Below are 22,443 nucleotides of genomic sequence, written 5' to 3' on the forward strand. Positions count from 1 at the left end.
AATAGGACTACAATCTATGGAACTTTATGCTATTGAGCGCGATTCCCGAAGCCCTGACGTTTGACGACGTCCTCCTGGTACCTGCCTTCTCGGATGTGGTGCCGACCCAAGTAAATACCTCTACTCGCCTTACCTCCCGTATCACCCTGAACACACCTCTGCTCTCCGCCGCCATGGACACCGTTACCGAGTCGCGGCTGGCGATTGCCATGGCCCAGGCCGGTGGCATGGGCGTGGTGCACCGCAACCTCTCCATTGAGCAGCAAGCCTCCGAGATCGACAAGGTGAAGCGCAGTGAGAGCGGCATGATCGTCGATCCCGTGACGATCGAGCCGGAAGCCCCCGTCGCTGCTGCGCTGGAAGTTATGCGCAAGTACAAGATCAGCGGTGTTCCAGTAACCAAGAACAAGAAGCTGGTTGGCATTCTGACTAACCGCGATCTCCGGTTCGTCTCGCGCACTGACATTCCGGTCAGCGACGTGATGACCAAGGAGAAGCTGATCACTGTTCCTGTAGGAACAACGCTGGAAGATGCGGAACACATCCTGCATCAGCATCGCGTGGAGAAACTCCTCGTTGTGAATGACTCCTTCGAACTGAAGGGCTTGATCACCGTTAAAGACATTCAGAAGAAGTTGAAATATCCGAATGCGTGCAAGGATGAGCAGGGACGGTTGCGGGTGGCGGGGGCCATTGGCGCTACCGGCGACTTCCTGGAGCGGGCTGCCGCACTGGTGGAGGAGAACGTTGACGCTCTCGCCATCGACTCCGCTCATGGCCACTCCAGCCGGGTGCTGGAAGCGGTGCGTGAGTGTAAGAAGCGCTTCCCCAATGTGGACCTGCTGGCGGGCAACATTGCCACCTATGACGGCTGCCTTGCCCTGATCGACGCGGGTGCGGATGCCGTGAAGGTGGGCATTGGGCCGGGTTCCATCTGCACCACACGCATGGTGACCGGCGCGGGTATGCCGCAGATCACCGCGATCAGCGAGGCCTATCGCGCGGCCAAGGAACGCGGCATCACCGTGATTGCCGATGGCGGTATCAAGTACTCCGGCGACATCACCAAGGCGATTGCCGCTGGTGCTGGCTGCATCATGATCGGCTCACTCTTCGCTGGCGTGGACGAGTCGCCGGGCGAGACGATTCTGTACCAGGGCCGCAGCTTCAAGGCGTATCGCGGCATGGGATCGCTTTCGGCCATGGCTCAGGGTTCCGGCGAACGCTACTTCCAGGGCAAGGACGACCTCAGCGGAGGACCGAAGCCTTCCCTCACCGCCCCAGAACCGACGGCGAATAACCGGCTGAATAAGTTCGTTCCGGAAGGCATCGAAGGTCGTGTTCCCTACCGTGGACTGCTGGGCGACATGGTGTATCAGCTTGTGGGTGGTCTGCGTTCGGGCATGGGCTATCTGGGTTGCGGGTCGATTCCGGAACTGCAGGAGAATGCGCGGTTTGTGCGGATTTCCGGCGCTGGATTGCGCGAATCGCATGTTCACGATGTGGTGATTACGCGCGAAGCACCGAACTACCACGCAGAGTAATGGGAGGGGGTATCCCCCTCCCCCCTGTTTTCCTAAAATCGTCTTTCTATTGGGGTTAGACGCAAAATCGTCTTTCTAAAAGAGTTAAGGGTCGCGCTTTGCGCGACCCTTTTCTTCCCTGTTTCTATTGTAGTGACTTGGCAGAAATACCATGCCAACTCTATTTCTTTTGGTTTGTTTGAGTTGAATCGATCAGGGGCTTGACGGGTCTCCTGTGTTCTCAATGTCTTTGCTTGTGCTTCAGTGAAGCGGATCAATTATTCCCAGGAACAAGAGATGCGTTTCTCAAGACGTGGTTCACGTTGAGATCGCTTCCCATCGGCCGAGCGTCATCCGCGTCGAGACCCACCCGAATAAGACCGATGCCATCACAATGCTCAATGATTCTTCAAATCCTGGCTTGGCTGCCATCAGCAGAAGTGTTCCGATAACAATCCAAATACGGATGTTCAAAGAAATCTTCAGCAAGGAATTCCGTAATCCTGCCTTCAGCTCGGATTCCTTTCCTCCCACGTTGTTACAAAGCCTTCGGATCGCGCGTAGACGCCGTCCCGTCAGCGCGCCTAAAACAGCAAACAAGATAATTTCCAGCACCGCAAATCTCGGCCAAGCGAGCCCCCATGCCTTCAGGCTTTCTGTCAGATATGCTCCCGTGATGTACACAATCGCCAGGGAACTTATGCTGGTCACGGTGAGCACCGGAACTGGCCCCGCCCACGAGCGAGCTTCGTGCGGGTTCGAGGTTCGCCTGAGTTGAAACAGCATCCACGTTTCCACCGTCAGCCCCGCAGTGAGGACAAGGACGGCTATTGTGTGAACGAAGAGAACACCCGTATAGATTGTCATGATTGCCCTCAATCTGAAATGGCTTATATGCGCTGTTCAGGGTTGCACTTTGGTTAGCTACACAAGCCAACGACCTTGTGACTCGACGCGTGATTCTCAACACACCGGACCATAAAATACGCCACGTCAGCACGCGCGATCTTGAAGCCGAAGATGGGGAGATGTTCTTCCCTCACGCGATACCGCTCGGTCTGTGGTTTGTCAGTGAGTTGAGGTGGACGCACAAGGGTCCAGTCGAGTGGACTCGCCATCACAATCCGTTCCATCGCCGCGGCGTCAGCAACGACACTCGGAAAGAACAGACGGCCAAACAAATAGGTGGGCGGGATGATCGAATCCTTGAATAGAAAAGCTGTCGACACGATGACCGCGCGCCTAACTGCCGTTCGCAGCATCGCATTCGTCAACGCCGTGCCGAAGCGTTCCAACAAGTCGGCATCTTTCTTCGACAAAGGCAGACGAGGTCCGAACGCTGACAGGACTCCATCGTGACCTTCCACTGCCCGGCCAAGTTTCGCAGCATCCATCATGTCGCCTTGAATGATCTGGATGCGACCGGCAAGTGCGCTGAGTTGCCCGGGCTTGCGGACAAAAGCCGTTATGGAATGACCGCGTTCCATTGCCTGCCGAACAATTTCGACTCCGATGCCACCAGTGGCACCAAGAACTACCAGCTTCATGGATCATTCCTTTCCATCTTGCCGTCTTGTTTTCAGTCGACATTCTGCGATGAATGAATTGCTTCGCAGGTGAAAGGCCGCATTCGTTCATTGCGCTGCCAGTGCCTGCCGAGGCGAAGTCCATTCGCGCAGCTTGACAGCGACACCGTAGCGCGGGCCAGGATGCGTTCGTGCAATGTTGACGGCCTGATCTCTGTCGTCTGACCCGAAGAAAACAATCGTGACCAGCCCGTGCTCACTACCGGGGCCAGACACACTTCCTGGTGCTGAGAAGTCAGCTTCCACGTCTCCGAAATTTCGCGGGTCGAGTGTGATTCCCATATCCGTAACTTGGTTGACCCAGGTTGCGATATCAACTGGACGCTGCTTCAGCTCTTCGGGAGTAAGTGTGCGTGTGGAATAGAAGATCAGAGCGTAGTGCTTCATCGGTTTCTCCTTGGAGCTGGTTATCTGAGCACGAGAGGTTTGACAAAGAGTGGCAAAGCAAGCGAGCAATACGAGGGAGTACAGACACGCCGCTTTACACTGGACGGAAATGCGGGTTCCGAAGAGAGGGCGTCTCATTCCTCGAAGGTAGCCAAGGAAGGATAGTCGCTAATTGGAAAAAATCGGCAGATTGCGTGAGTGGGCTTCGCGGAAAAACTCCTCCGGTGATGTACCGGTGAAGAGCCGAAAATCGCGCACCATGTGCGATTGATCGCAGTAGCCAGCCTCAAAGGAAATTTCTGTAAGAGACTTTCCTTTGTCCCAAAGTCTGCAGACATGCTGCAAACGTGTCAATCGACTGAGCTTCTTCGGGGTTGCGCCCACCGCAACGCGGAAATGCCTTTCCAGTGCGCTTTGGCTCATGGCGGCATGACGCGCAATTGCGGCAATGGAAGACCGCCCGTGGGTACTGCGGATCATCTGTGCGGCCGCCTCAATCTGGGGAGAAATGCTCTGATGAATGCTTCCGTTCCGTGCGCGAATACGACTGACGAGAAAGCGTTCTACAGCTATGAAGTGCTGCTGTAACTCGCGCGTACTGATAAGTAAGTTCTGGACACGGTCGATCTCCCGCCGAGGCAGGACGGAATCGAGTGGCGCCGTCCGATCATAGAGAAGATCTGCACGATCATGCAGTATTGCCGGGGCACCAACCTCAGTGAATCGAACGATAACCAGCGAGGAGTTCGCCGCGTGCTCGACGAAACGCGTTCGCTGTTGCAGGCCCGAAATAATCGCGTTGGGAAGCGCCTCGTTGCGCATCGACGCAGAGCCAGACTGGCGCAAGACAAGAGTGAGCGTGGTCTCCGGCAGCAGAACCTGTACCCGGGGCCTCTCTGAGTGGACACACAAGATTTCGCGCACATAGCGGCGAAGCACGCCGCCTGGTTGGTGGACGAAATAGCGCATCTCGCTCATCGCTGTCCTGGATGAGCGTCCTTCAAGTGTCGACTCGTAATTTGATCGAACGGCCATCGTAAGATCAGCCGCCGCTTAGGATGTGCGGGAAGGTTCTGCGACGACGAGTTCCCGAAGGATGGCCACGTCCGTTGCGCGCGATGGCGCATTTGGGGCTTAGCAGCGGTTTGATGACGCGGCTCCGGAGGCACTACGCTCTGTCCGGGTCAGCGACTTCATGAACAGTTCATTTGACAACGCTGCAGAATCGGGCCGATGATCTCGGCGAACGTGGGACTTTCGCGGATGTAAAAGTGGCACCCTGCCAAGGTTCTTAACAGCGCGGCTCCGTCAACGAAAAGCCATACCTCTCACCTCTTTGAAAATGCTGATCCATCAGCGATCGTAGAAGCCCGCTGGTCGCTGGATTTCGCAAATCTCATTGCGAAGAAGAAGCTCATCTTCGTTGTCATCTACATGCTGGGATCATCGATCGCGATTATCAACCGACAGAGGGATTGATATGACAACGGTGCGGCATTCCACACTCAAGGTCGGTCAGGTGACGGTCTTCTATCGAGAAGCCGGTGTACCGGGTAATCCGGTTTTGTTGTTGTTGCATGGCTTCGCAAACTCATCGCACTACTTTCGGCACCTGATGCCGTTGTTGGCGAACCGCTTTCATCTGATTGCGCCGGACCTGCCCTCGTTTGGATTTACCGAAGTGGAAGGTGACAGTTATCGCTACACCTTCGCGCAGTTGACGCAAACCATTCAAGCGTTCGTAGGCGCGATGGGGCTGCGTCGATTTGCGATCTACGTCTTCGATTACGGCGCGCCGATTGGGTTCAATCTTGCAGTGGCAGATCCGAGCCGCATTAGCGGAATCATTTCGCAGAACGGCAACGCCTACGAAGAGGGGCTGGGCGAAGGACCGTGGGCTCCGTTGCATGCGTATTGGAAGCAACCGTCTGCGGCCATTCGTGACCAGATCAAAGGACGTATGTCGCTGGATGGTGTTCGCGAGGCGTACTTCCACGGTGTTGCAGATGTCGCCATCATCGAACCGGAAGCGTATTGGCTGGATGCTGCTTTGCTCGCGCGACCGGGCATGATGGAGCGGCAAGTGGATCTGAAACTGGATTACAAGGCCAACATCGAACGCTATCCGCTGTACCAACAGTACTTCCGTACGCATCAGCCACCATTGCTGGCGATATGGGGGAAGAATGACAACTTCTTCATTCCGCCGGGAGCAGAAGCATTTAAACGAGACGTGCCCAATGCAGTGGTGAAGTTTGTGGATGCCGGGCACTTTGCACTGGAAACCAATCTTGAGGAGATCGCCTTAGCGATATTGGCAATGCCGATGTGATGTTGGCTCTCAATGGAGATGGAGCCTGCAGAATCGTTGGCTATCAATGAAGCAGATCAATTCCTACGAAGGAGAACAACATGGCAACGAAGGGAAAAATTCTGGTACTCGTTTCAAGCGGTCACGGCTTGCCGTTGAAAGATGGCAAGGTCTATGCCGGTGCTGGCTATTACCTCAACGAACTGACGGTGCCCGTTCGTGCGCTGATGAAGGAGGGCTACGAAATCACTTTTGCCAATCCGAAAGGAAACACGCCACAACTGGATGTGCATTCCGCCGTGGCCGATTTCTTCGGCGGAGACGAGGCCAAGCTTCAGGACTATCTAAAATTTCGCGATAGTCTGACCGGGCTTAAAAATCCAAGTCGCATTTCGGATGTCATTGCGTCGGGTCTGGAGCAGTATGACGCTGTGTTCGTTCCCGGTGGTCATGGCCCGATGATCGATCTTCTTGATGATCCTGATGCGGGCGTGGTGATGAGGCATTTTCATGAGACGGCCAAGCCTACGGCGGTACTGTGCCACGGTCCGATTTCACTCCTGTCGGCGCTTCCAAATTCGAAGGAGTTTGTAGCAGCGCTGGTGGCGGGCGATAACGATGGGGCGCGGGCAAAGGCACAGGGATGGATCTATGCCGGATACAAGATGACCATCTTCTCAACAGCGGAAGAACAGCAGCGGGAGCCTCTCGAAATTGGAGGTAAGGTTCAGTTTTACCCGGACTTCGCCCTGCAAACGGCGGGTGGTGATGTGAGTGTGGTCGCTCCATGGAAGAGCTACGTACTTCAGGATCGCGAGTTGATCTCAGGCCAGAACCCGTTCTCCGATGAAGCCGTTCTGAACCTGCTTTTGCCGGCACTCAACGCGAAGAAGAAATGAATGGGCAATAGCCAAACGGCAGCGGGCTAGTTCATGAGGACTTCGAAGCTGGATTGAGAAGTTGCTGTGCCATTTTCCAGAAAGCCTGCATTACGGGTGAGAACCACTTGTCGCGGTGCCGTACTAATTGCGTGTAGACATAGACCGGTTTTTGCGGCCATGCGAGTGCCACTAACGAACCGCGCTGCAGTTCTGCTGCGACGACTAATTCTGGAAGTACAGCCACGCCCATGCGCGCGATGGCGCATTGCTTCAGAGCCTCAACACTGGCGAATTCAAGCACGCGGTTTACACGGCTACCTTCCTGGGCCATGGTGCGCTCGAAGACGGCGCGGTAGCTGCAGGAATGATCTGTGAGCAAAATCTGGTGCTCTGCTACATCACTGGCAGAGAGCTTTTTCTGTTTTGCCAAAGGATGCTCTGCGGCCACCAGCGCGAGCACGCGCTCCCTGCGAAGACTTTGCGCGAGCAGCGACGGCACACGAATGGGAGTGTCGATGGAGATGGCGAGATCGACACCAGGTTCCTGCACGGCCGCGGAACAGGAGGCGTCTGCACGAAGCGTCAGACGCACGTCGGGATAGGTGGCCTGGAAGACACGCAGAAGTTCGGGCATGCGATACGTCAGCAGACTTTCTGCTGCGCTTACTACCAGCGGGCCGATGATCCGGTCGTCCTTCTGGACGGAGAGGCGTGCCTGCTCTGCTGTGCAGATGAGCTTTTCCGCGTGAGTGAGGAACTGGCGACCTGCGTCGGTTAACTCCACCTGACGGCCGAGACGATTGAACAACGGCAAACCAAGGTCTGATTCAAGCGCCTGTACCTGCGCCGTTACACTGGATTGCGCATAGTGAAGTTGAGACGCCGCACGGGTGAAGCTGCGTGTGTGCGCCACTTCTACAAAGGTGCGAACCTGCCGAAGATCGAGAAGTTGTTCCATCGCCATTTCCGATGGATGCGATCATATCAATTCATTGGACACGATGACAGGAGGAAGCGAAGCTTTTCTTATGAAGACGCGCTATGTGGCCCAACTGTTGCTGCTTTCCGCCGTGTGGGGAATTTCGTTTCTGATGATTCGCATTGCGGATGTTGCCTTTCCGCCGGTGTGGGTGGGTTTGTTGCGCAGCATGACGGGCGCTGCATTCTTATGGATTGTGTTGTTGATGGGACGGAAGAAGCTGCCGCCACGTCGTTTGTTTCTCTGGTTGTTCCTGGTGGCGTTGACGAATAATGCGCTTCCCTTCTTCTGTTTTGCATGGGGAGAACGCATTGTTCCGAGCAGTGTGGCCGCGGTGATTAACGGCACAACGCCGATCTGGACGCTGCTGCTGTCGCTGGCTGTTACGAAGACACGCGCGCAGATGCACACGATTTTCGGTGTACTGCTTGGATTTGCAGGCGTGGCGATTGTGGTGACGTCGCAACAATCAGACAACGCCGGAGGAGCGGGACAACAACAGCTATTGGGTGCCGCAGTGATTGCGTTGGGTGCGCTCGGATATGCGATTGCGACGGTGATTGCGAAGGCGAAGCTGCAGGGGTTGGATCCGATTGGTCTGGCGACGACGCAGCTTTCATTGTCTGCCCTGATGCTTTCGCCGGTGGCGCTGATTGGGCCGCATCCAACACAGATTCCACTTTCTTCTGTGCTGGCGGTTCTGGTGCTGGGTTTGGCAGGAAGCGGGATTGCGTACCTTCTGTACTACAACTTGCTGGCGCATGTTTCCGCAACGCAGGTGGTTGCTGTGACTTACCTGCTGCCGCTGTGGGGCATGGTGTGGGGATCGGTGGCGCATGAATCGATTGCTCCGATTGCGTATGCGGGTGCGGCGATTGTTGTGCTGGGGCTGGTGTTGTTGAATCGACGGCCCGCACCGAAGCCCACGTTGCAGGAAGCTTGAGGGAGATCATCATGGCGTCCACTGCTTCTGTTCTTCCCAATACGTCGGTTGCAGCTTCGTTAGGTCGCAGTTATCGGATTCAATCGCTGGATGTGTTGCGCGGCTTGTTGATGGTGTTGATGGCGATTGACCACACCCGCGACTTCTTTTCGAGTGCGCCGATTGATCCTGCAGATCCGGTTCATTCGTGGCCTGCGTTGTTTGCTACGCGATGGATCACGCATCTGTGCGCGCCGGGATTCATTCTGCTGGCGGGAGCGAGTGTGTATCTTCAGCGGCAGCGCAAGAGCGCAGCGACGGTGAGCAGAAGCCTGTTGCTGCGTGGGCTGTGGCTGATCTTTCTGGAGATCACGCTGGTGACACTGGGGTGGTCGTTCAACTTCGGCCTACCGATTCTGCAGGTGATATGGGTGATTGGCGCGAGCATGATTGTGCTTGCGGGATTGCTGTGGCTGCCGTTACCTGCGGTTGGATTGTTCGGCGCGGTCGTTATCTTTGGGCATGACCTACTGGATGGCATTCATGCAGACACTCTTGGTCGATGGAAAGATGTTTGGGAGCTTTTGCATGAGCGCGGCTTCCTGACGTATCACCATCATCCATTTGCTCTGTACGGATATCCCTTGCTGCCGTGGGTGGGCGTGATGGCGCTTGGTTATTGCCTGGGGCCGGTGTTGTTGCGTTCTGCTGCGCAACGACAGCGTTGGTGTGTGGCGATGGGTGCGGCAAGCCTGATGTTGTTTGCCGTGCTGCGACTGTTGCATGGGTATGGCGATCCGGGTGATGGATTTCAGCATCTGGGATCGGCGAGCCACACGGTGATGTCGTTCCTGTCCGTGCAGAAGTATCCGCCGTCGCTGCATTATTTGCTGGCTACGCTGGGCGTGGTGTTGCTGCTGTTCGCGTTGATTGATCGCGTTGTGGAAGAGGCAAAATTAAGTAAGCTGCGGGGATTTCTTGAAGTGTTCGGCAAGGTGCCGTTCTTCTTTTACATCCTTCATATCTTCCTGATTCACGCTGCAGCGCTGGTTGTTGCCTATACAACAAAAGCGAACTGGCGTTTCTGGATTACTCCGGATGTGGTGTTTACGAGTCATCTGGATGATTGGGGATTTGGCTTGCCGGTGGTGTACCTGATCTGGATTGCTGTGGTGCTGGTGCTGTATCCCGCTTGCTTGTGGTTCAGCCGGGTTAAGGATCGCAATCGCAGTTGGTGGCTAGCTTATCTGTAATGCGCACGATTGTTCGAACTGAAGTTAAACAAAAGCGGATGGCTGCCGATAAGCACGTTGATGCTACTTCATTCACATTGGGTTCGAGAGCAGCAACAGCCGCCGTTACCGACTGGAGGGTTTTGCCGGTTTGTTGCGCGTCAGCCGATTGTGGATCGCATGCGTCGCACGTTTGGCTATGAGTTGCTGTTTCGTTCTGGATGGGAGAACAGTTTCTGCGCGGATGGTGAGGCTGCGTCGCGACAGATTCTGGATAACGCGGTGAGCTTTGGGCTGGACTCGATTGTGGGCGAGTCCATTCCGTTTGTGAACTGTACGCGCGCGCTGCTGTTAAACCGCATGCCTGCTGTGTTGCCGGCGGGTACCGTGTTGGAAGTGCTGGAAGACTCCGACGTGGACGCCGATTTGATTCAGGCATGTCGTGAACTGAGCATGATGGGCTACGGCATTGCGCTGGATGATTTCGACTTCTCCGAAAAGTGGGAACACCTGATTCCCTTTGTGAACTACATCAAGCTGGACTTTCGCACGAGTTGTGCGAAAGAACGTATCCGGCTGATGTATCGGCTGAAGTACCACAACATCCGTTTTGTGGCCGAGAAGGTGGAAACGGAAGCGGAAGTGAAGCAGGCGATGGATGAAGGATTCCACCTGTTTCAGGGTTACTTTTTTATGCGTCCCGTGGTGATGGCGAGGCCTTCGCTGACAGCAGTGGTGAACAAGCTGCGATTCCTGGCGGAACTGAGCCATGCAGAGATGGATCGACCGAAGATTGTGCGACTGCTGAAGGAAGAGCCATCGATCTCGTATCGGGTGTTGCGTGTGGCGAACTCTGCGGCGCTGGGTTTGCGGCAGCCGGTGAAGAGCCTGGAAGGCGCACTGGCCATGATTGGCGAGGAGCAGTTTCGGCGGTTGGCGACGTTGGCGCTGGCTACGGAGTTTTCTGGCGGCAATTCGCTGGAGCCGATTCGCTTCATTCTGCAACGAGCGCGGCTGTGCGAACTGCTGGGCGTGGCGATGGGGATGGAAGCGGGCGAGATGTACCTGTTTGGCATGATGAGCGTGGTGCGGAAGACGCTGCAGGTGACAGGCGAAGAGGTGAACCAGACACTGCGGATGACACCCGAGATGTCTGCAGCGTTGGATGGCGCGGACAACGTGTACCGCCAGTTGCTGGAGGTGGCGGAGGCTTGCGAAAAAGGACTCTGGGAGCAGCTGGAACGGGCTGCATCGACCCTGCGTATGGCAGAAGCGAAGGCCGCCGGATTTCTGCTGGAAGCCCAGGTGTGGGCCGCAAGCATTCTGCAACAGGCGCAGGACGCATTTGTTTGATATCGAATCTTTTTTCTGATGCATGCATCCTATGGGTGTTATGCAAATCGGAATCGATAGTTTCGCGGCACTGGTAGAAGACCCCATCACCCATGTGAAGCCCACCGCAGCTGTGCGTATGGCGCGGCTGCTGGAGGAGATTGAACTAGCTGACAAGGCTGGTTTGGATTTCTTTGGTTTGGGCGAACATCATCGCGAGGAATATCTGGACGCGGCGCCCGCAGTCATTCTGGCGGCGGCCGCTACGCAGACGAAGAACATTCGTCTTGGCAGCGCTGTCACGGTACTGAGCGCGGCTGATCCGGTGCGTGTGCACCAGGAGTTTGCCACGCTGGATCTGATCAGCGGTGGACGCGCGGAGATTGTGGTTGGACGTGGGTCGTTCATTGAGTCGTTCCCGCTGTTTGGTTTGAAGCTGGAAGACTATGACGACCTGTTCATTGAGAAGCTTGATCTGTTGCTGAAGCTGCGTGATGAGACCTACGTGAACTGGAGCGGTAAGCATCGTCCGGCGCTAACGGGACAGGGTGTGTTTCCTCGTCCGCTGCAGAAGAAGCTGCCGGTGTGGTTGGGAGTGGGTGGGACGCCCGCTTCGTTTGCTCGCGCTGGTGCGCTTGGGTTGCCGCTGATGGTGGCAATCATTGGCGGTGAGCCGCATCGTTTTCGTCCGTTGATTGATCTGTATCGTGAGGCGGGTAAGCGCGCCGGTTATGGCGACGATGTACTCAAAGTTGGCGTGCATGTACTGGGGCTTGTGGGCGATACGGATCAGGCTGCGGCAGATGCGTTCTTCCCTGGCTATGCTGCTGCGTTTACGAAGATTGGTAAGGAGCGCGGATGGCCAGCGGTGACACGTGGGCAGTTTGAGGCGCTGCGCAGACCGAAGGGCGCGCTGATGGTGGGTGAGCCTTCGTTTGTTGCAGATAAGGTGGCGCAGATGAGCGAGGATCTGGGTGGGTTGGAGCGTGTGACCTTCCAGATGAGTGTGGCTGCTCTGCGGCATGAGCCGATGATGCGTGGCATTGAGTTGCTGGGAGAGAAAGTGGCTCCTTTGTTGCGCTCGAAGTAACTCCTAAGCGAAGAGACGCCCTTGCGCTTCTGCGAATGTTGCAGAGCGTGAGGGCTTTTTTGTTTCTGCCATTTCTTTGCTGACCAGGGTGTCCATTTGGCGTTGGCCTACTTTGTGGCGGATGCAGCTTGCTTTGACGAGTGCGCGAAGGCGTTCGCGGTACGGGCGCGATGCGAAGTCCATGTCACGGAAACGTTCCATGTAAAGCACCTGCAGATGCGGGAAGTGTTCGCGGATGAACTCGAAGTATGTGGGCCGTGAGCAGGGTTTGAGGAAGAGTGGATTGGCGCCGAGGAAGCTGGCGTCGACACTCTTTGCGAGTGCGGCCATCCGGTCGATGGCTTCTGCTGTGTCTGTAATGCCAGGTAGCAGAGGGCAGTTGAGGATGCCGGCGCGAATGCCTGCTTCGCGGAGTTTGCGCACGGTTTCGAAACGCAGATCGGGGCGTGGGGCGCGGGGTTCGAGCTTGCGTGCGAGTTCCGCGTCGGGCGTGGTGATGGTGATGTGGACGACGAGTGTGCTGCGTTCGTTGATCTGCTGGAGCAGATCGATGTCTCGTTCAATCAGCGTCGCCTTAGTGACCATGCCGATCTTCAGGCCTTCATGACGTGCGAGGACTTCGAGCAGGCTGCGCGTGATCTTCATGCGGCGTTCGATGGGCTGCCACGGGTCGGTGGCGGTGCCGAGGGCGATTTCTTCGTGCAGCTTGTGTTGCTTTGCCATGCGGCGCAGGTCTTGTTCGAGGAGCCATGCTGCGTTTTGCTTGGCGAAGATGCGGCGCTCGAAGGCTTCGGGGTCGCGGAGGTTCATCTCCTCGGTTGGTTTTGTGAAGGCTTCTGCGTCGGCGAGAGTGCCTCGGATTGGTTCGGTGGCGGTGGGGGCTAGGAACTCGTGGGTGTAGCGGGCGTAACAGTAGCGGCAGCCGAACTCGCAGCCTCGGTAAGGATTGATGGACCACGCCATCCAGTGCAAGCGTTTGGAGACGGACTTGTTCAGGATGGAGCGGACGGCGAGCGAACGGAAGTCGACGTCGTGACCTACGTCGAGGTGTTCGCTTTCCTGGGCCATGCGGCTGAGGCCGTTGACGCGGGGCTGGGGGAGGATGGGAAAGAGGTCTGCTGTATTCGCCATTTGTTCGCCTTTCCTGAGGTGAGATTAGGCGTTGTTTTGGGCTGGGTCAAGAGGTAGTTGTGGAAAGATGATCGCAGCAACGACCCGCTTAGGCTCGCTTTATGAATCCAAGGAACCAGACCTGCGGGCGAGGGTGCGGCTCAGCCATGGGATAAGACTTATTTCTAAACTTACTATGATGAACCACACCGCTACTGGAACTTGCTTATCTATCGGAGAGAAGATGGCGAAGATTAACGTATTGATCACCAGCAGCAATGCCGTGGGGCCCCAGTAGGAACGTTTGCGCCAAGAGTCTCTGTTGTTCATGACGAACTGTCCAAGCAGGAGGACCATGCATAAGAAGAAGCCGAACCAGTGCATGAAGGGTGTCCATGGCCAGTCCAGAAATAGCGCGCACAGTGGAAATGAAATGACAACGAGGCTAATCAGGACATAGAGACCGATGTCCTTGAGGCGACTCTTCCTGTGATTCCCACTGTGCTTCATGACTAACGGGGGAGAGCCATATCGGATGGCCAGCTCTTGTTCGGTTGGGGGCCCATCTTGAAGGTGAGTTCGCCGCCGTTGATGATGTCGTTGTGCTTGATCCAGAAGTTGTTTAGCGGTTTTCCGTTGAGTGTGGCGGACTGGATGTAGATGTTCTGCGGGCTAACGCCTTCTGCGTGAATGTGGAAGGCTTTGCCGTTGGTGAGGTGGATCTTTGCGTCGGGCAGTAGGGGTGTGCCGATTTCGTATGCAGGGATGCCGGGCGTTACGGGGTAGAAGCCGAGGGCGCTGAGGAGATACCACGCGGACATCTGGCCTGCGTCGTCGTTACCTGCGAGGCCGCTGGGGCGGTCCTGATACCAATTCTTGCGGGTTACGGCGACTTCCTGCTGTGTCTTCCACGCCTCGCCTGCGTAGTCGTAGAGATAGGTGATGGCGTGCGAGGGTTCGTTGCCGTGGTCGTAGAGTTTGCGTGCGAAGAGTTCGTCGAGCTTCTTGGTGAAGCCCGCGTTGCCGCCCTCCAACTTGATCAGGCCGGGGATGTCCTGCGGAACAAAGAAGGTGTACTGGAAGGGCAAGCCTTCGGTAATGTACTTGTAGGGCTTTGATGGATCAAAGGGCGAATCCCATGTGCCGTCGGCGTGGCGGCCGCGTGCGAAGCCGGTTTGCGGGTCGATGACGTTGCGGTAGTTTTGCGCACGCTTCATCAATGCGGCTGCGTCTTCGGTCTTGCCGAGTGACTTCGCTACTTGTGCGACGACGAAGTCGTCATAGGCGTATTCGAGTGTGCGCGAGACCTGTTCCTGCTGGTGGAAGGCGTCGAGCACCTTGTTTTCAAGCGGGACGTAGCCGAGCTTCATGTAGTCGTCGAGAGCACGGCGGCCTTTGCCGTCCTTGTATTCGTCGATGGTCTTCGGCTGTTCAAAGGCATTACGACGCATGAGCGGGTAGGCGCGATTGATGTCGAAGCCGCGGATGCCCTTGAGGTATGCGTCGGCGATGATGACGGCGGCGTGGTCGCCGACCATGGCGGAGGTGTAGCTATTCCACATGGGGAAGATGGGCAGGAAGCCGCCTTCTTCACCTTTGGAGATGAGCGAGCGGACCATGGCGGCGTCGCGGTTAGGGTCGATGATGGTGAGTAGCGGATGCAACGCGCGAAAGGTGTCCCAGGCGGAGAAGTCTTCGTAGTAGTCGCCGGTTCCCTTCACTGTTCCACCGACTGCGAATTTGGGCCGCGTGCCGCTGACGTCGCTGAAGGTGCGAGGCACAAGGATGGCGTGATACATGGCGGTGTAAAAGACGCGGCGATCAGACTCCGGGCCATTGATTTCAATCCTGCCTAAAGCACGATCCCATGTGGTGTGTGACTTTGCTTCGACCGCCGTTGCGTCAAACGTGGGGATTTCTGCTTCGAGGTTTTTTCTGGCTTCGTCGATGGAGACGAAGGATGTGCCGATGCGTGCGCGCACCGTTTCACCCTGCTTCACGTTGAAGGTGATGGCGGTGCCGGCGGGTTGGAAATCGGCAGCGAGGTGGATCGTCGTTTGCGTTGCCTGTTCCTCATTCGGTGTGCCTGATGCAGGAGCGTTGTTGGCCTTCCACGATGGGCCGGTCTTGAAGTCGTGATCGAAACGGATGACGACGTAGCCTGCGAAGCCTGCAGATTTTCCGGTACCGCGATAGAAGCGTCGCACGGGATTGATGCCGGTGATTTCGCGGTGTGCGGCGTCAACTTTAAGAGTCGCGTCGCCGCCGGGTGCGAGGTTTTCCACCTGCAGCCATGCAGGGCCGGACTGCTGGAAGGTAAACGACAGCAGGCCGCTGCGCGAGAGCGCCGTTACGCTGGCTTTGACGTGCAGGTCAGGTAAGGCAACGTCGTAACGATAGGGCGAAGAGTGCTCGTCGTTGTGTGGGAAGCTTGAAGCGCGCTGCGATGCGTCTGTGGGGAAGCTGCCGGTGCCTGCGAGGAATTGGAAGCTGCCGTAATCCTGCACGGCTGAGCCGGAGAGGAAGTGGGTGGCGCGGATGCCGTAGAGCTTCGGCGCGTCGTACAGGTATGCAACGGTGCCCTTCTTCTCTGTGCGTGTGATCGCGGGCGTCCATGACGTCATGCCGTAAGGCACGCCTACTCCGGGGAAGGTGTTGCCTTCAGCGGAGGTGCCTACGAGCGGGTTAATGTCGTCGGCGAGCGTGTGTTTTTGAGCAGCGGCAGAGAGCGTGACGGCACAGAGAGCGAGTGAAAGGGCCTTGCGAAGCATGGCAACACTTTACCTTGCATCGGCTCACGAACGTCACTCTCAACATGCGGATCGGATTCGCGTTTCGCAGGGCGAAATAACGAATCGCGTCATCACTACCGGCCGCTCTGCTATTTACGAAGAGCTTCGAGGATCATGGGGCCTGCCTGCGAGATGCTGCCTGCGCCGAGTGTGAGGATGGCTTCGCCCTTGGCAGCGGATTCTGCTACGCGTTGTGCGCCAGCTTCGAGGCTGGGTGCGTAGTTGGCATCGATGCCTGCGTTGCGCATGGCGCGAACGAGTGCGCCGGAGGAGATGCCTTCAATGGGCTGTTCGCTGGCGGCGTATATGTCGACGACTTCTACGCGATCCGCGTTTGCAAATGCGAGGACGAAGTCTTCAAAGAGATCGCGTGTGCGCGTGTAACGATGCGGCTGGAAGAGAACGTGGACGCGGCGGTAGCCCACGTCGCGCGCGGCTTGCAGTGTGGCGCGAATCTCTGTGGGGTGATGGCCGTAGTCGTCGATGACGGTGACGCCGCGCGCTTCTCCCTTGGTTTGGAAGCGACGATCAACACCGCGAAAACGCGAGAGGCCTGCAGCGATTTGCTTGGGTGGAACACCGAGTTCTACGCCGATTGCTACTGCAGCGGTTGCGTTCAGGACGTTGTGTTTGCCGGGTACGTGCAGCTTGAACGGACCAAGCACGATGCCGCGTGCGTTCACTTCAAATGTTGAGTAGCTCTCGGCTTCTGCGGGCAGCATGACGAGCTGGAAATCTGCCTCAGAGCTTTCACCGTAAGTCATCACGCGCTTGGTGACGCGCGGAAGGATGGAGCGCAGCAGTGGATCGTCGATGCAAGCGGTAGTAGCTCCGTAGAACGGCACCTTGTTCATGAAATCGACGAAGCACTGCTCCACGTCTTCCATGTCGCGATAGTTTTCCATGTGTTCGCGATCAAGGTTGGTGACCACTGCGAGGATGGGCGATAGCTTGAGGAAGCTGCGGTCGCTTTCGTCAGCTTCTGCGACAAGATATTGCGACTGACCGGGACGCGCGTTGGAACCAAACATGTCCACGCGACCACCCACGACAACCGTGGGATCGAGGCCGCCTGTTTCCAACACAGCCGCCACCATGCTGGTGGTGGTGGTCTTGCCGTGCATGCCTGCGATGGCGACTCCGTATTTCAGACGCATGAGTTCCGCGAGCATTTCTGCGCGAGGGATGACGGGGATGTGGCGAGCCTGGGCTTCGACGACTTCAGGGTTGTCCTTGGCAACCGCAGAGCTGATGACGACGACGTCGGCCGGACGCACCTGCTCCGCGGCATGGCCAACAAAGATGGCCGCGCCGAGTTTTTTGAGCCGGTCTGTGGTGGGCGAGGTTCGGAGATCGGATCCGCTGACTGGGAATCCCATGGAAAGCAGGATCTCGGCGATGCCGCTCATGCCGATGCCGCCAATCCCGATAAAGTGTACTCGCTGCGCCGCTGCGAACAAGGCGAACTGTTCTCCCGTTTCTGAATCAGAAATCACTGTAGCAGTGTGAACGCCGCCTGCGGAGCATTTCCACGCGAAACGTTTATTTTCAGGGCGATGCGGTGCCGGGATGCGCAACTTTTGTCGCAAAACTGCGTTTGAGTGAATGTGAGCCAGCCTTACCCGCGGGATGCGGGGCGGCATGGCGGAAGGAGCAGCACCATGAACGTTCCCACCGCAGTTCGGACCTCCGTGACAACCCTAGCCATCGCCGCAGCCAGCCTGATGGCAGCGCCCATGCTGCACGCGCAGTGGGGCATTGCAGTGAACGTCGGCGTGGCGCGGACGGCGCCTCCTCCGTTGCCGGTGATGGAACAGCCTTTGGCTCCCGGCGACGGCTATATCTGGACGCCCGGCTACTGGGCCTGGGATGACCAGGTGCAGGACTACTACTGGGTGGACGGCGAGTGGGTGATGGCACCGGAAGCCGGCATGTTGTGGACGCCCGGATATTGGGCTTATGGCAACGGCGGTTATGCATGGAACGCAGGCTATTGGGGTCCGGAAGTGGGCTTCTATGGCGGTGTGAACTATGGCTTTGGCTATTTCGGCACCGGCTATGAGGGCGGCTACTGGAACGGCAATCGCTTCTTCTACAACACGACGGTGAACCGCGTGGATATGCGGTTTGTTCACAACACGTTTGTGCGTCCGGTGGGAGGCGATTGGAACCGTGGCGGTGCGCGTGTGTCGTTCAACGGCGGCCCCGGCGGACTGCGTATGCAGCCTAACCGCGATGAGCAGCGGGCGATGCAGGATCGACGCTTTGGACCTACGATGACGCAGCGCGACCGTGGATTTGATCGTGGCGTGGTTTCTCGTCCGTCGAACAACGGCTTCCGTGGGCAGAATCCACAGGACTTCCGTGGGAATGACGGACGTGGCAATGATGGACGCGGAAACGACAACCGTGGCAATGGATTTGCTGGCAATGGGCAGCAGTCAGTGCCCAATGGCGGCAATAATGGCATGCGCTGGTCCGGTGGTAACGACAACCAGAATCGGCCTCCGCAGGTGAATACACCAAATCCTCCTCAGCATGCGTTTCCCCAGGGGCAGGTGAATGCTCCGAATCCCCCTCGCCGGGATTTTCCGACCGATGGTGGACGCGGAAACGCGGTGCAACAGAACGCGCCTGCGCCTCGGAACTTGGATCGTCCGGCTCAGAACACCCAGCCGAATGATTTCCGTGGCGGTGGCGCACAGGCGCCGCAGGGCGGGAATCGGTTTGGTGGGGGGGATCGCCCGAACTTCAGCGCTCCCCAGGGCAATCACAATGCGCCATCCGGTATGCGCGGATTCGGCAGATTCTAAGGTGTTTGAGCAAAGCCGGTGGCCCTGTTTGGGCTGCCGGCTTTGCTGTTTTTGCTTTCTGGCATGGCGCTTCTCATTCGACCGCAACCTGTGCGCTGTTTTGGTGTTCTAACCAATGACGTTGATTCCGGGGCGAGTCCCGGAAACAGACCGGGCTTCGATCGAACCCCGCCGCAAGGGGACGGACAGGCGAAGAAGATCCGGCATGGTGATGGAAATGACGAAGTTTGGAAAAATTGGCTTGATTGCTGCCCTGTCTGTTGCACCCGTGGCCGCGCTGATGACAACGAATAGCGCGCAGGCCCAGGTGGTGGTTGCGGCCAGCTTTGGCGCTCCCCCGGCGATTCCTGAATACGATCAACCAGTTGCACCCGGCGACGGCTACATCTGGACGCCCGGTTATTGGGCATGGGACGGTGTTGCCAACGATTATTACTGGGTGAACGGCGTCTGGGTGATGCCCCCCTACACTGGCGCCCTGTGGACGCCCGGCTGGTGGGGTCCTGGCTATGGCAGCGGATGGCTGTGGAACGCTGGCTATTGGGGCCCAACTGTGGGCTACTACGGTGGCGTGAACTACGGCTGGGGCTACTTCGGCGTGGGCTTCTATGGTGGCTACTGGAACAGCGGGCGCTTCTGGTACAACCGCAACTGCGGTCACTTTGGGCCCGGCTTTGGCGGTCGCTATTACAACGGTGGCTTTGGCGGATGGCATGGTGGCCTGCGCGGCGGTGGTGTGGCATTCAACGCGCATCCCCCGGTTAACTTCCGTAGCGCCAGCTTCAATGGCGGCGCGCGTGGCGGCTTCAACGGCGGAACGAACGGATTCCGCGGCGGTACAAATGGCAACTTCAACCGTGGCGGACAGCCTGGCGGGTCGTTTAACCGTGGCGGACAGAACTTCGGTGGACAGAACCGCAGCTTCTCGCAACCGGGTGGCAACTTCAACCGCGGTGGACAGAGCTTTAACGGCGGCGCACGGAGCTTCTCGCAGCCCGGCGGCAACTTCGGCGGTGGACGTAGCTTCTCGGCGCCTTCGGGTGGTGGCAGCTTCGGTGGCGGCGGTCGTAGCTTCTCTGCTCCGTCCGGCGGAGGCTTCCACGGTGGTGGTGGCTTCAGCGGCGGCGGTGGTGGCGGATTCCACGGCGGCGGGGGCGGAGGTTCCCGTGGCGGTGGCGGCGGTCACCGGTAACAATCAACTTCCCTCCCCCAGAGGGATCAAGGCCCGGCTCATTGCCGGGCCTTTCTTCTTTGGTTCTTTGGCTAGCTCGCTAGAGAAGCGATGCGATTGCCGATGTTCTGCAAGGCGTTCGGCTTTGCTGCTGATCTGGCCGCTTCAGACATCTGCTGCAGATGTTCTGGGGACGTGAGTAGAGCGACCAGGCGCGTGCGGAGTGTCTCTGGGGTGAGTTCCGCCTGCGGGAGCATCTCTGCTGCGCCGACGCGGACCATGGCGAGCGCGTTCTTTGTCTGATGGTCGTCTGCCGCCTGCGGGAATGGAACGAGTAACGCAGGACGGCCTGCCGCGGCGAGTTCTGCGACGGTGCTGCCGCTGCGTGCAAGGACAAGCGTGGCCTGTTCGAGTTGCTGTGGCATGTCTTTCAGGAACGGCAGTACGGTTACGCGTTCCGTGGAAATGCCCGCGTTGCGATAGGCCGTTTCCGTTGCGGCGAAAGCACGCTCGCCTGTCTGGTGGACGATGGTGAGATTCGGAATCGTTGCGAGTAGATCAGCCGCGATCACAGGCAAGGTGTCGTTGAACACCTTCGCGCCGTTGCTGCCTGCGGTGATGAGCAGACGCGGCGGCTGCGTGACGAGAGGGCCGATGCAAAAGATCTCTGTACGAACAGGAACGCCCGTGACTTCGGCGTTGCGGAAGTATGTTTTGGTTTCTTCAAATGCAACGGCCGCTGCGCTGACTCGCTTGCCGAGAAATCGATTCACCATACCGGGTACGGCGTTGGGCTCGTACGCAAGTGTGGGAATGCGCAGGAGTGTGGCCGCAATCATTGCAGGGCCGCTGGCGTATCCGCCGACGCCCACCACTACCTGCGGACGAAAGCTGCGCATGAGGCGAATGCAGTGCAGGATGCCAAGTGGAAGGTCAGCGAGTGTCTTCACGCGCGTCCACAATGACACGTTGGCTAATTGGCCTACCTGCATGAGTTCGAGTGGGAAGCCCGCTTCAGGGACGAGCTTTGTTTCAATGCCTCTCGGTGTTCCAAGCAAGCGAACTTCTGCAGCGTGGTGGTCACGGAGTTCGCGTGCGATGGCGAGAGCCGGGATAACGTGTCCGCCGGTGCCACCGCCTGCGATGAGAACGCGCAGGTAGTTATTTGGAGCCACGTCAGTCAATCTCGCGTGTGATGTTGAGCAACACGCCCATGCTGGCCAGCGTGATGAAAACGCTGGTGCCACCACTGGAGATGAATGGTAGAGGGATGCCCTTGGTGGGCAACAGAGCGATGACCACGCTCATGTTGAAGAAGGCCTGGATAAGGATGGCCGACGTCATGCCGAAGGCAAGGAAGCGTGCGAAGGGGTCGGTGGAAAGATACGCGGCGCGCAGGCCGCGATAGCCGAGGAATGCGAAGGCTGCCAGCACAAGCAGCGCGCCGATGAGGCCGAGTTCTTCGCAGACCGTTGCGTAGATGAAGTCGGTCTGCGGTTCGGGCAGATAGAAAAGTTTCTGCATGCCCTCAGTCAGCCCCTTGCCAAAGAAGCCGCCAGAGCCCACTGCGATGAGCGATTGCAGGATGTGGAAGCCGGCGCCGCGCGGGTCAGCCTCAGGGTTCATGAAGGCGAGCATGCGGGCGCGGCGGAAGGCCACGTGAAAGAGCATGTAGTAAAGAGGCGGCATGGCGACGAGTGCGGCGATGCCGATCCAGCGAAGACGAATGCCTGCCAGCGCGAGCATCAATCCTGTAACGCCTGCGCAGACGAGGGCGGTGCCGAGGTCAGGCTCTTTGACGATGAGCAGAATGAAGAGCACCGGCACGGCAGCTGCGCGGATGAGCGTGCCCTTGATGTCGTCCATCTGGTGGATACGGCTTTGCAAGAAGTACGCGAGGAAGAGGACTATGAGTGGTTTCGCTAATTCCGAGGGCTGCAGCGTGAGGCCACCCACGCGAATCCAGCGGTGCGCGCCGTTCATGCCGCCCATGAAAAACACACCGAGCAGCAACAATGCCGTGATGGCGATGGCCGGGAAAACGACCTTGGGGTTGTTGTATTTGCGGTAGTCCACGCGCATGAGAACGAAGAGCGCGATGATGCCGAGGATGGCGAAGACCAACTGGCTGATGACGAAGTGATACGGCGAGCCGAACTGCGCCTTGGCCAGGATGGCCGAGGTGGAAAAGATCATCACAAGGCCGAAGAGCACCAGTGCCAGCACTGTGCCAAACAACCACTTATCCGCGCCGACACGCTTCGCCATATTTCGAAGCTTAGTTTCTTTGCGTGAGAATTTCTGCAACGCCGTT

19 protein-coding genes are annotated in these 22,443 nt (G+C 57.7%); 9 read left to right on the forward strand and 10 right to left on the reverse strand.

Annotation, left to right across the window (positions count from 1 at the left end; all coding sequences use genetic code 11):
• Positions 1-26: 26 nt before the first annotated feature.
• Complete coding sequence (gene guaB / locus M504_RS06240; protein ID WP_047489156.1) at positions 27-1,544, forward strand: IMP dehydrogenase; 1,518 nt, start codon at positions 27-29, stop codon at positions 1,542-1,544.
• A 297-nt stretch (positions 1,545-1,841) separates the two neighbouring features.
• On the opposite strand, the gene M504_RS06245 is transcribed toward guaB, so the two are convergent.
• The 4 genes from M504_RS06245 to M504_RS06260 form a co-directional block, all read right to left on the reverse strand.
• Positions 1,842-2,309: a hypothetical protein gene (locus tag M504_RS06245; protein WP_156993582.1), complete on the reverse strand. Its 468-nt coding sequence runs from the start codon at positions 2,307-2,309 to the stop codon at positions 1,842-1,844.
• A 134-nt stretch (positions 2,310-2,443) separates the two neighbouring features.
• Positions 2,444-3,070: an NAD(P)-dependent oxidoreductase gene (locus M504_RS06250; protein ID WP_047489162.1), complete on the reverse strand. Its 627-nt coding sequence runs from the start codon at positions 3,068-3,070 to the stop codon at positions 2,444-2,446.
• Between the two features lie 87 nt (positions 3,071-3,157).
• The gene (locus tag M504_RS06255) at positions 3,158-3,496 is read right to left on the reverse strand and encodes a hypothetical protein (RefSeq protein ID WP_047489166.1); all 339 of its coding nucleotides are present in this window, start codon (positions 3,494-3,496) and stop codon (positions 3,158-3,160) included.
• Positions 3,497-3,664: 168 nt separating this feature from the next.
• The gene (locus tag M504_RS06260) at positions 3,665-4,474 is read right to left on the reverse strand and encodes an AraC family transcriptional regulator (protein WP_047489170.1); all 810 of its coding nucleotides are present in this window, start codon (positions 4,472-4,474) and stop codon (positions 3,665-3,667) included.
• A gap of 502 nt (positions 4,475-4,976) precedes the next feature.
• Here M504_RS06260 and M504_RS06265 point away from each other — a divergent pair.
• Both M504_RS06265 and M504_RS06270 read left to right on the forward strand, forming a co-directional pair.
• Positions 4,977-5,828: an alpha/beta fold hydrolase gene (locus M504_RS06265; RefSeq protein WP_052200470.1), complete on the forward strand. Its 852-nt coding sequence runs from the start codon at positions 4,977-4,979 to the stop codon at positions 5,826-5,828.
• A gap of 80 nt (positions 5,829-5,908) precedes the next feature.
• On the forward strand, positions 5,909-6,706 hold the full coding sequence (locus tag M504_RS06270; protein ID WP_047489173.1) for a type 1 glutamine amidotransferase domain-containing protein: 798 nt from the start codon (positions 5,909-5,911) through the stop codon (positions 6,704-6,706).
• Positions 6,707-6,737: 31 nt separating this feature from the next.
• On the opposite strand, the gene M504_RS06275 is transcribed toward M504_RS06270, so the two are convergent.
• The gene (locus M504_RS06275; protein ID WP_047489175.1) at positions 6,738-7,646 is read right to left on the reverse strand and encodes a LysR family transcriptional regulator; all 909 of its coding nucleotides are present in this window, start codon (positions 7,644-7,646) and stop codon (positions 6,738-6,740) included.
• A 70-nt stretch (positions 7,647-7,716) separates the two neighbouring features.
• On the opposite strand from M504_RS06275, the gene M504_RS06280 reads away from it, so the two are divergent.
• From M504_RS06280 to M504_RS06305, 4 genes are read left to right on the forward strand one after another with little or no spacing between them, the layout of a single operon-like run.
• Positions 7,717-8,610: a DMT family transporter gene (locus M504_RS06280; protein ID WP_047489178.1), complete on the forward strand. Its 894-nt coding sequence runs from the start codon at positions 7,717-7,719 to the stop codon at positions 8,608-8,610.
• 11 nt (positions 8,611-8,621) lie between these two features.
• Complete coding sequence (locus M504_RS06285) at positions 8,622-9,842, forward strand: DUF1624 domain-containing protein (RefSeq protein ID WP_047489180.1); 1,221 nt, start codon at positions 8,622-8,624, stop codon at positions 9,840-9,842.
• 60 nt (positions 9,843-9,902) lie between these two features.
• Complete coding sequence (locus tag M504_RS21125; RefSeq protein WP_156993584.1) at positions 9,903-11,174, forward strand: EAL and HDOD domain-containing protein; 1,272 nt, start codon at positions 9,903-9,905, stop codon at positions 11,172-11,174.
• Between the two features lie 31 nt (positions 11,175-11,205).
• The gene (locus M504_RS06305; RefSeq protein WP_232296178.1) at positions 11,206-12,243 is read left to right on the forward strand and encodes an Atu2307/SP_0267 family LLM class monooxygenase; all 1,038 of its coding nucleotides are present in this window, start codon (positions 11,206-11,208) and stop codon (positions 12,241-12,243) included.
• 3 nt (positions 12,244-12,246) lie between these two features.
• Here M504_RS06305 and M504_RS06310 read toward each other — a convergent pair whose 3' ends face one another.
• From M504_RS06310 to murC, 3 genes are all read right to left on the reverse strand, one after another.
• On the reverse strand, positions 12,247-13,374 hold the full coding sequence (locus M504_RS06310) for a radical SAM protein (RefSeq protein ID WP_047489192.1): 1,128 nt from the start codon (positions 13,372-13,374) through the stop codon (positions 12,247-12,249).
• A gap of 491 nt (positions 13,375-13,865) precedes the next feature.
• Complete coding sequence (locus M504_RS06320; protein WP_047489195.1) at positions 13,866-16,124, reverse strand: GH92 family glycosyl hydrolase; 2,259 nt, start codon at positions 16,122-16,124, stop codon at positions 13,866-13,868.
• 110 nt (positions 16,125-16,234) lie between these two features.
• Positions 16,235-17,605, reverse strand: a complete 1,371-nt coding sequence (gene murC / locus M504_RS06325; RefSeq protein ID WP_047493764.1) for a UDP-N-acetylmuramate--L-alanine ligase — start codon at positions 17,603-17,605, stop codon at positions 16,235-16,237.
• Between the two features lie 201 nt (positions 17,606-17,806).
• Between murC and M504_RS21130 the strand changes: the two genes are divergently transcribed.
• Both M504_RS21130 and M504_RS06335 read left to right on the forward strand, forming a co-directional pair.
• On the forward strand, positions 17,807-18,958 hold the full coding sequence (locus tag M504_RS21130; protein ID WP_052200472.1) for a YXWGXW repeat-containing protein: 1,152 nt from the start codon (positions 17,807-17,809) through the stop codon (positions 18,956-18,958).
• Between the two features lie 205 nt (positions 18,959-19,163).
• On the forward strand, positions 19,164-20,150 hold the full coding sequence (locus tag M504_RS06335; protein ID WP_052200473.1) for a YXWGXW repeat-containing protein: 987 nt from the start codon (positions 19,164-19,166) through the stop codon (positions 20,148-20,150).
• A gap of 71 nt (positions 20,151-20,221) precedes the next feature.
• Here the strand turns inward: M504_RS06335 and murG are convergent, their stop codons facing one another.
• Together murG and ftsW are read right to left on the reverse strand one after the other, a co-directional pair.
• Complete coding sequence (gene murG / locus M504_RS06340; RefSeq protein ID WP_232296179.1) at positions 20,222-21,304, reverse strand: undecaprenyldiphospho-muramoylpentapeptide beta-N-acetylglucosaminyltransferase; 1,083 nt, start codon at positions 21,302-21,304, stop codon at positions 20,222-20,224.
• A gap of 1 nt (position 21,305) precedes the next feature.
• Positions 21,306-22,397, reverse strand: a complete 1,092-nt coding sequence (gene ftsW, locus M504_RS06345; protein WP_047489199.1) for a putative lipid II flippase FtsW — start codon at positions 22,395-22,397, stop codon at positions 21,306-21,308.
• Positions 22,398-22,443 lie beyond the last annotated feature (46 nt).

This window comes from Terriglobus sp. TAA 43, assembly GCF_000800015.1.
GTDB lineage: Bacteria > Acidobacteriota > Terriglobia > Terriglobales > Acidobacteriaceae > Terriglobus.

Excerpts from the sequence above, each read along its gene's own strand:
- M504_RS06270 (WP_047489173.1), top strand. The coding sequence starts at position 5,909 with ATGGCAACGAAGGGAAAAATTCTGGTACTCGTTTCAAGCGGTCACGGC.
- M504_RS06305 (WP_232296178.1), top strand. The coding sequence starts at position 11,206 with ATGGGTGTTATGCAAATCGGAATCGATAGTTTCGCGGCACTGGTAGAA.
- M504_RS06310 (WP_047489192.1), bottom strand. The coding sequence starts at position 13,374 with ATGGCGAATACAGCAGACCTCTTTCCCATCCTCCCCCAGCCCCGCGTC.
- M504_RS06275 (WP_047489175.1), bottom strand. The coding sequence starts at position 7,646 with ATGGAACAACTTCTCGATCTTCGGCAGGTTCGCACCTTTGTAGAAGTG.
- M504_RS21125 (WP_156993584.1), top strand. The coding sequence starts at position 9,903 with ATGCTACTTCATTCACATTGGGTTCGAGAGCAGCAACAGCCGCCGTTA.
- ftsW (WP_047489199.1), bottom strand. The coding sequence starts at position 22,397 with ATGGCGAAGCGTGTCGGCGCGGATAAGTGGTTGTTTGGCACAGTGCTG.
- M504_RS06265 (WP_052200470.1), top strand. The coding sequence starts at position 4,977 with ATGACAACGGTGCGGCATTCCACACTCAAGGTCGGTCAGGTGACGGTC.
- M504_RS21130 (WP_052200472.1), top strand. The coding sequence starts at position 17,807 with ATGAACGTTCCCACCGCAGTTCGGACCTCCGTGACAACCCTAGCCATC.
- M504_RS06245 (WP_156993582.1), bottom strand. The coding sequence starts at position 2,309 with ATGCTGTTTCAACTCAGGCGAACCTCGAACCCGCACGAAGCTCGCTCG.
- M504_RS06320 (WP_047489195.1), bottom strand. The coding sequence starts at position 16,124 with ATGCTTCGCAAGGCCCTTTCACTCGCTCTCTGTGCCGTCACGCTCTCT.
- M504_RS06280 (WP_047489178.1), top strand. The coding sequence starts at position 7,717 with ATGAAGACGCGCTATGTGGCCCAACTGTTGCTGCTTTCCGCCGTGTGG.
- M504_RS06260 (WP_047489170.1), bottom strand. The coding sequence starts at position 4,474 with ATGAGCGAGATGCGCTATTTCGTCCACCAACCAGGCGGCGTGCTTCGC.
- guaB (WP_047489156.1), top strand. The coding sequence starts at position 27 with ATGCTATTGAGCGCGATTCCCGAAGCCCTGACGTTTGACGACGTCCTC.
- M504_RS06250 (WP_047489162.1), bottom strand. The coding sequence starts at position 3,070 with ATGAAGCTGGTAGTTCTTGGTGCCACTGGTGGCATCGGAGTCGAAATT.
- M504_RS06255 (WP_047489166.1), bottom strand. The coding sequence starts at position 3,496 with ATGAAGCACTACGCTCTGATCTTCTATTCCACACGCACACTTACTCCC.
- M504_RS06335 (WP_052200473.1), top strand. The coding sequence starts at position 19,164 with ATGGTGATGGAAATGACGAAGTTTGGAAAAATTGGCTTGATTGCTGCC.
- M504_RS06285 (WP_047489180.1), top strand. The coding sequence starts at position 8,622 with ATGGCGTCCACTGCTTCTGTTCTTCCCAATACGTCGGTTGCAGCTTCG.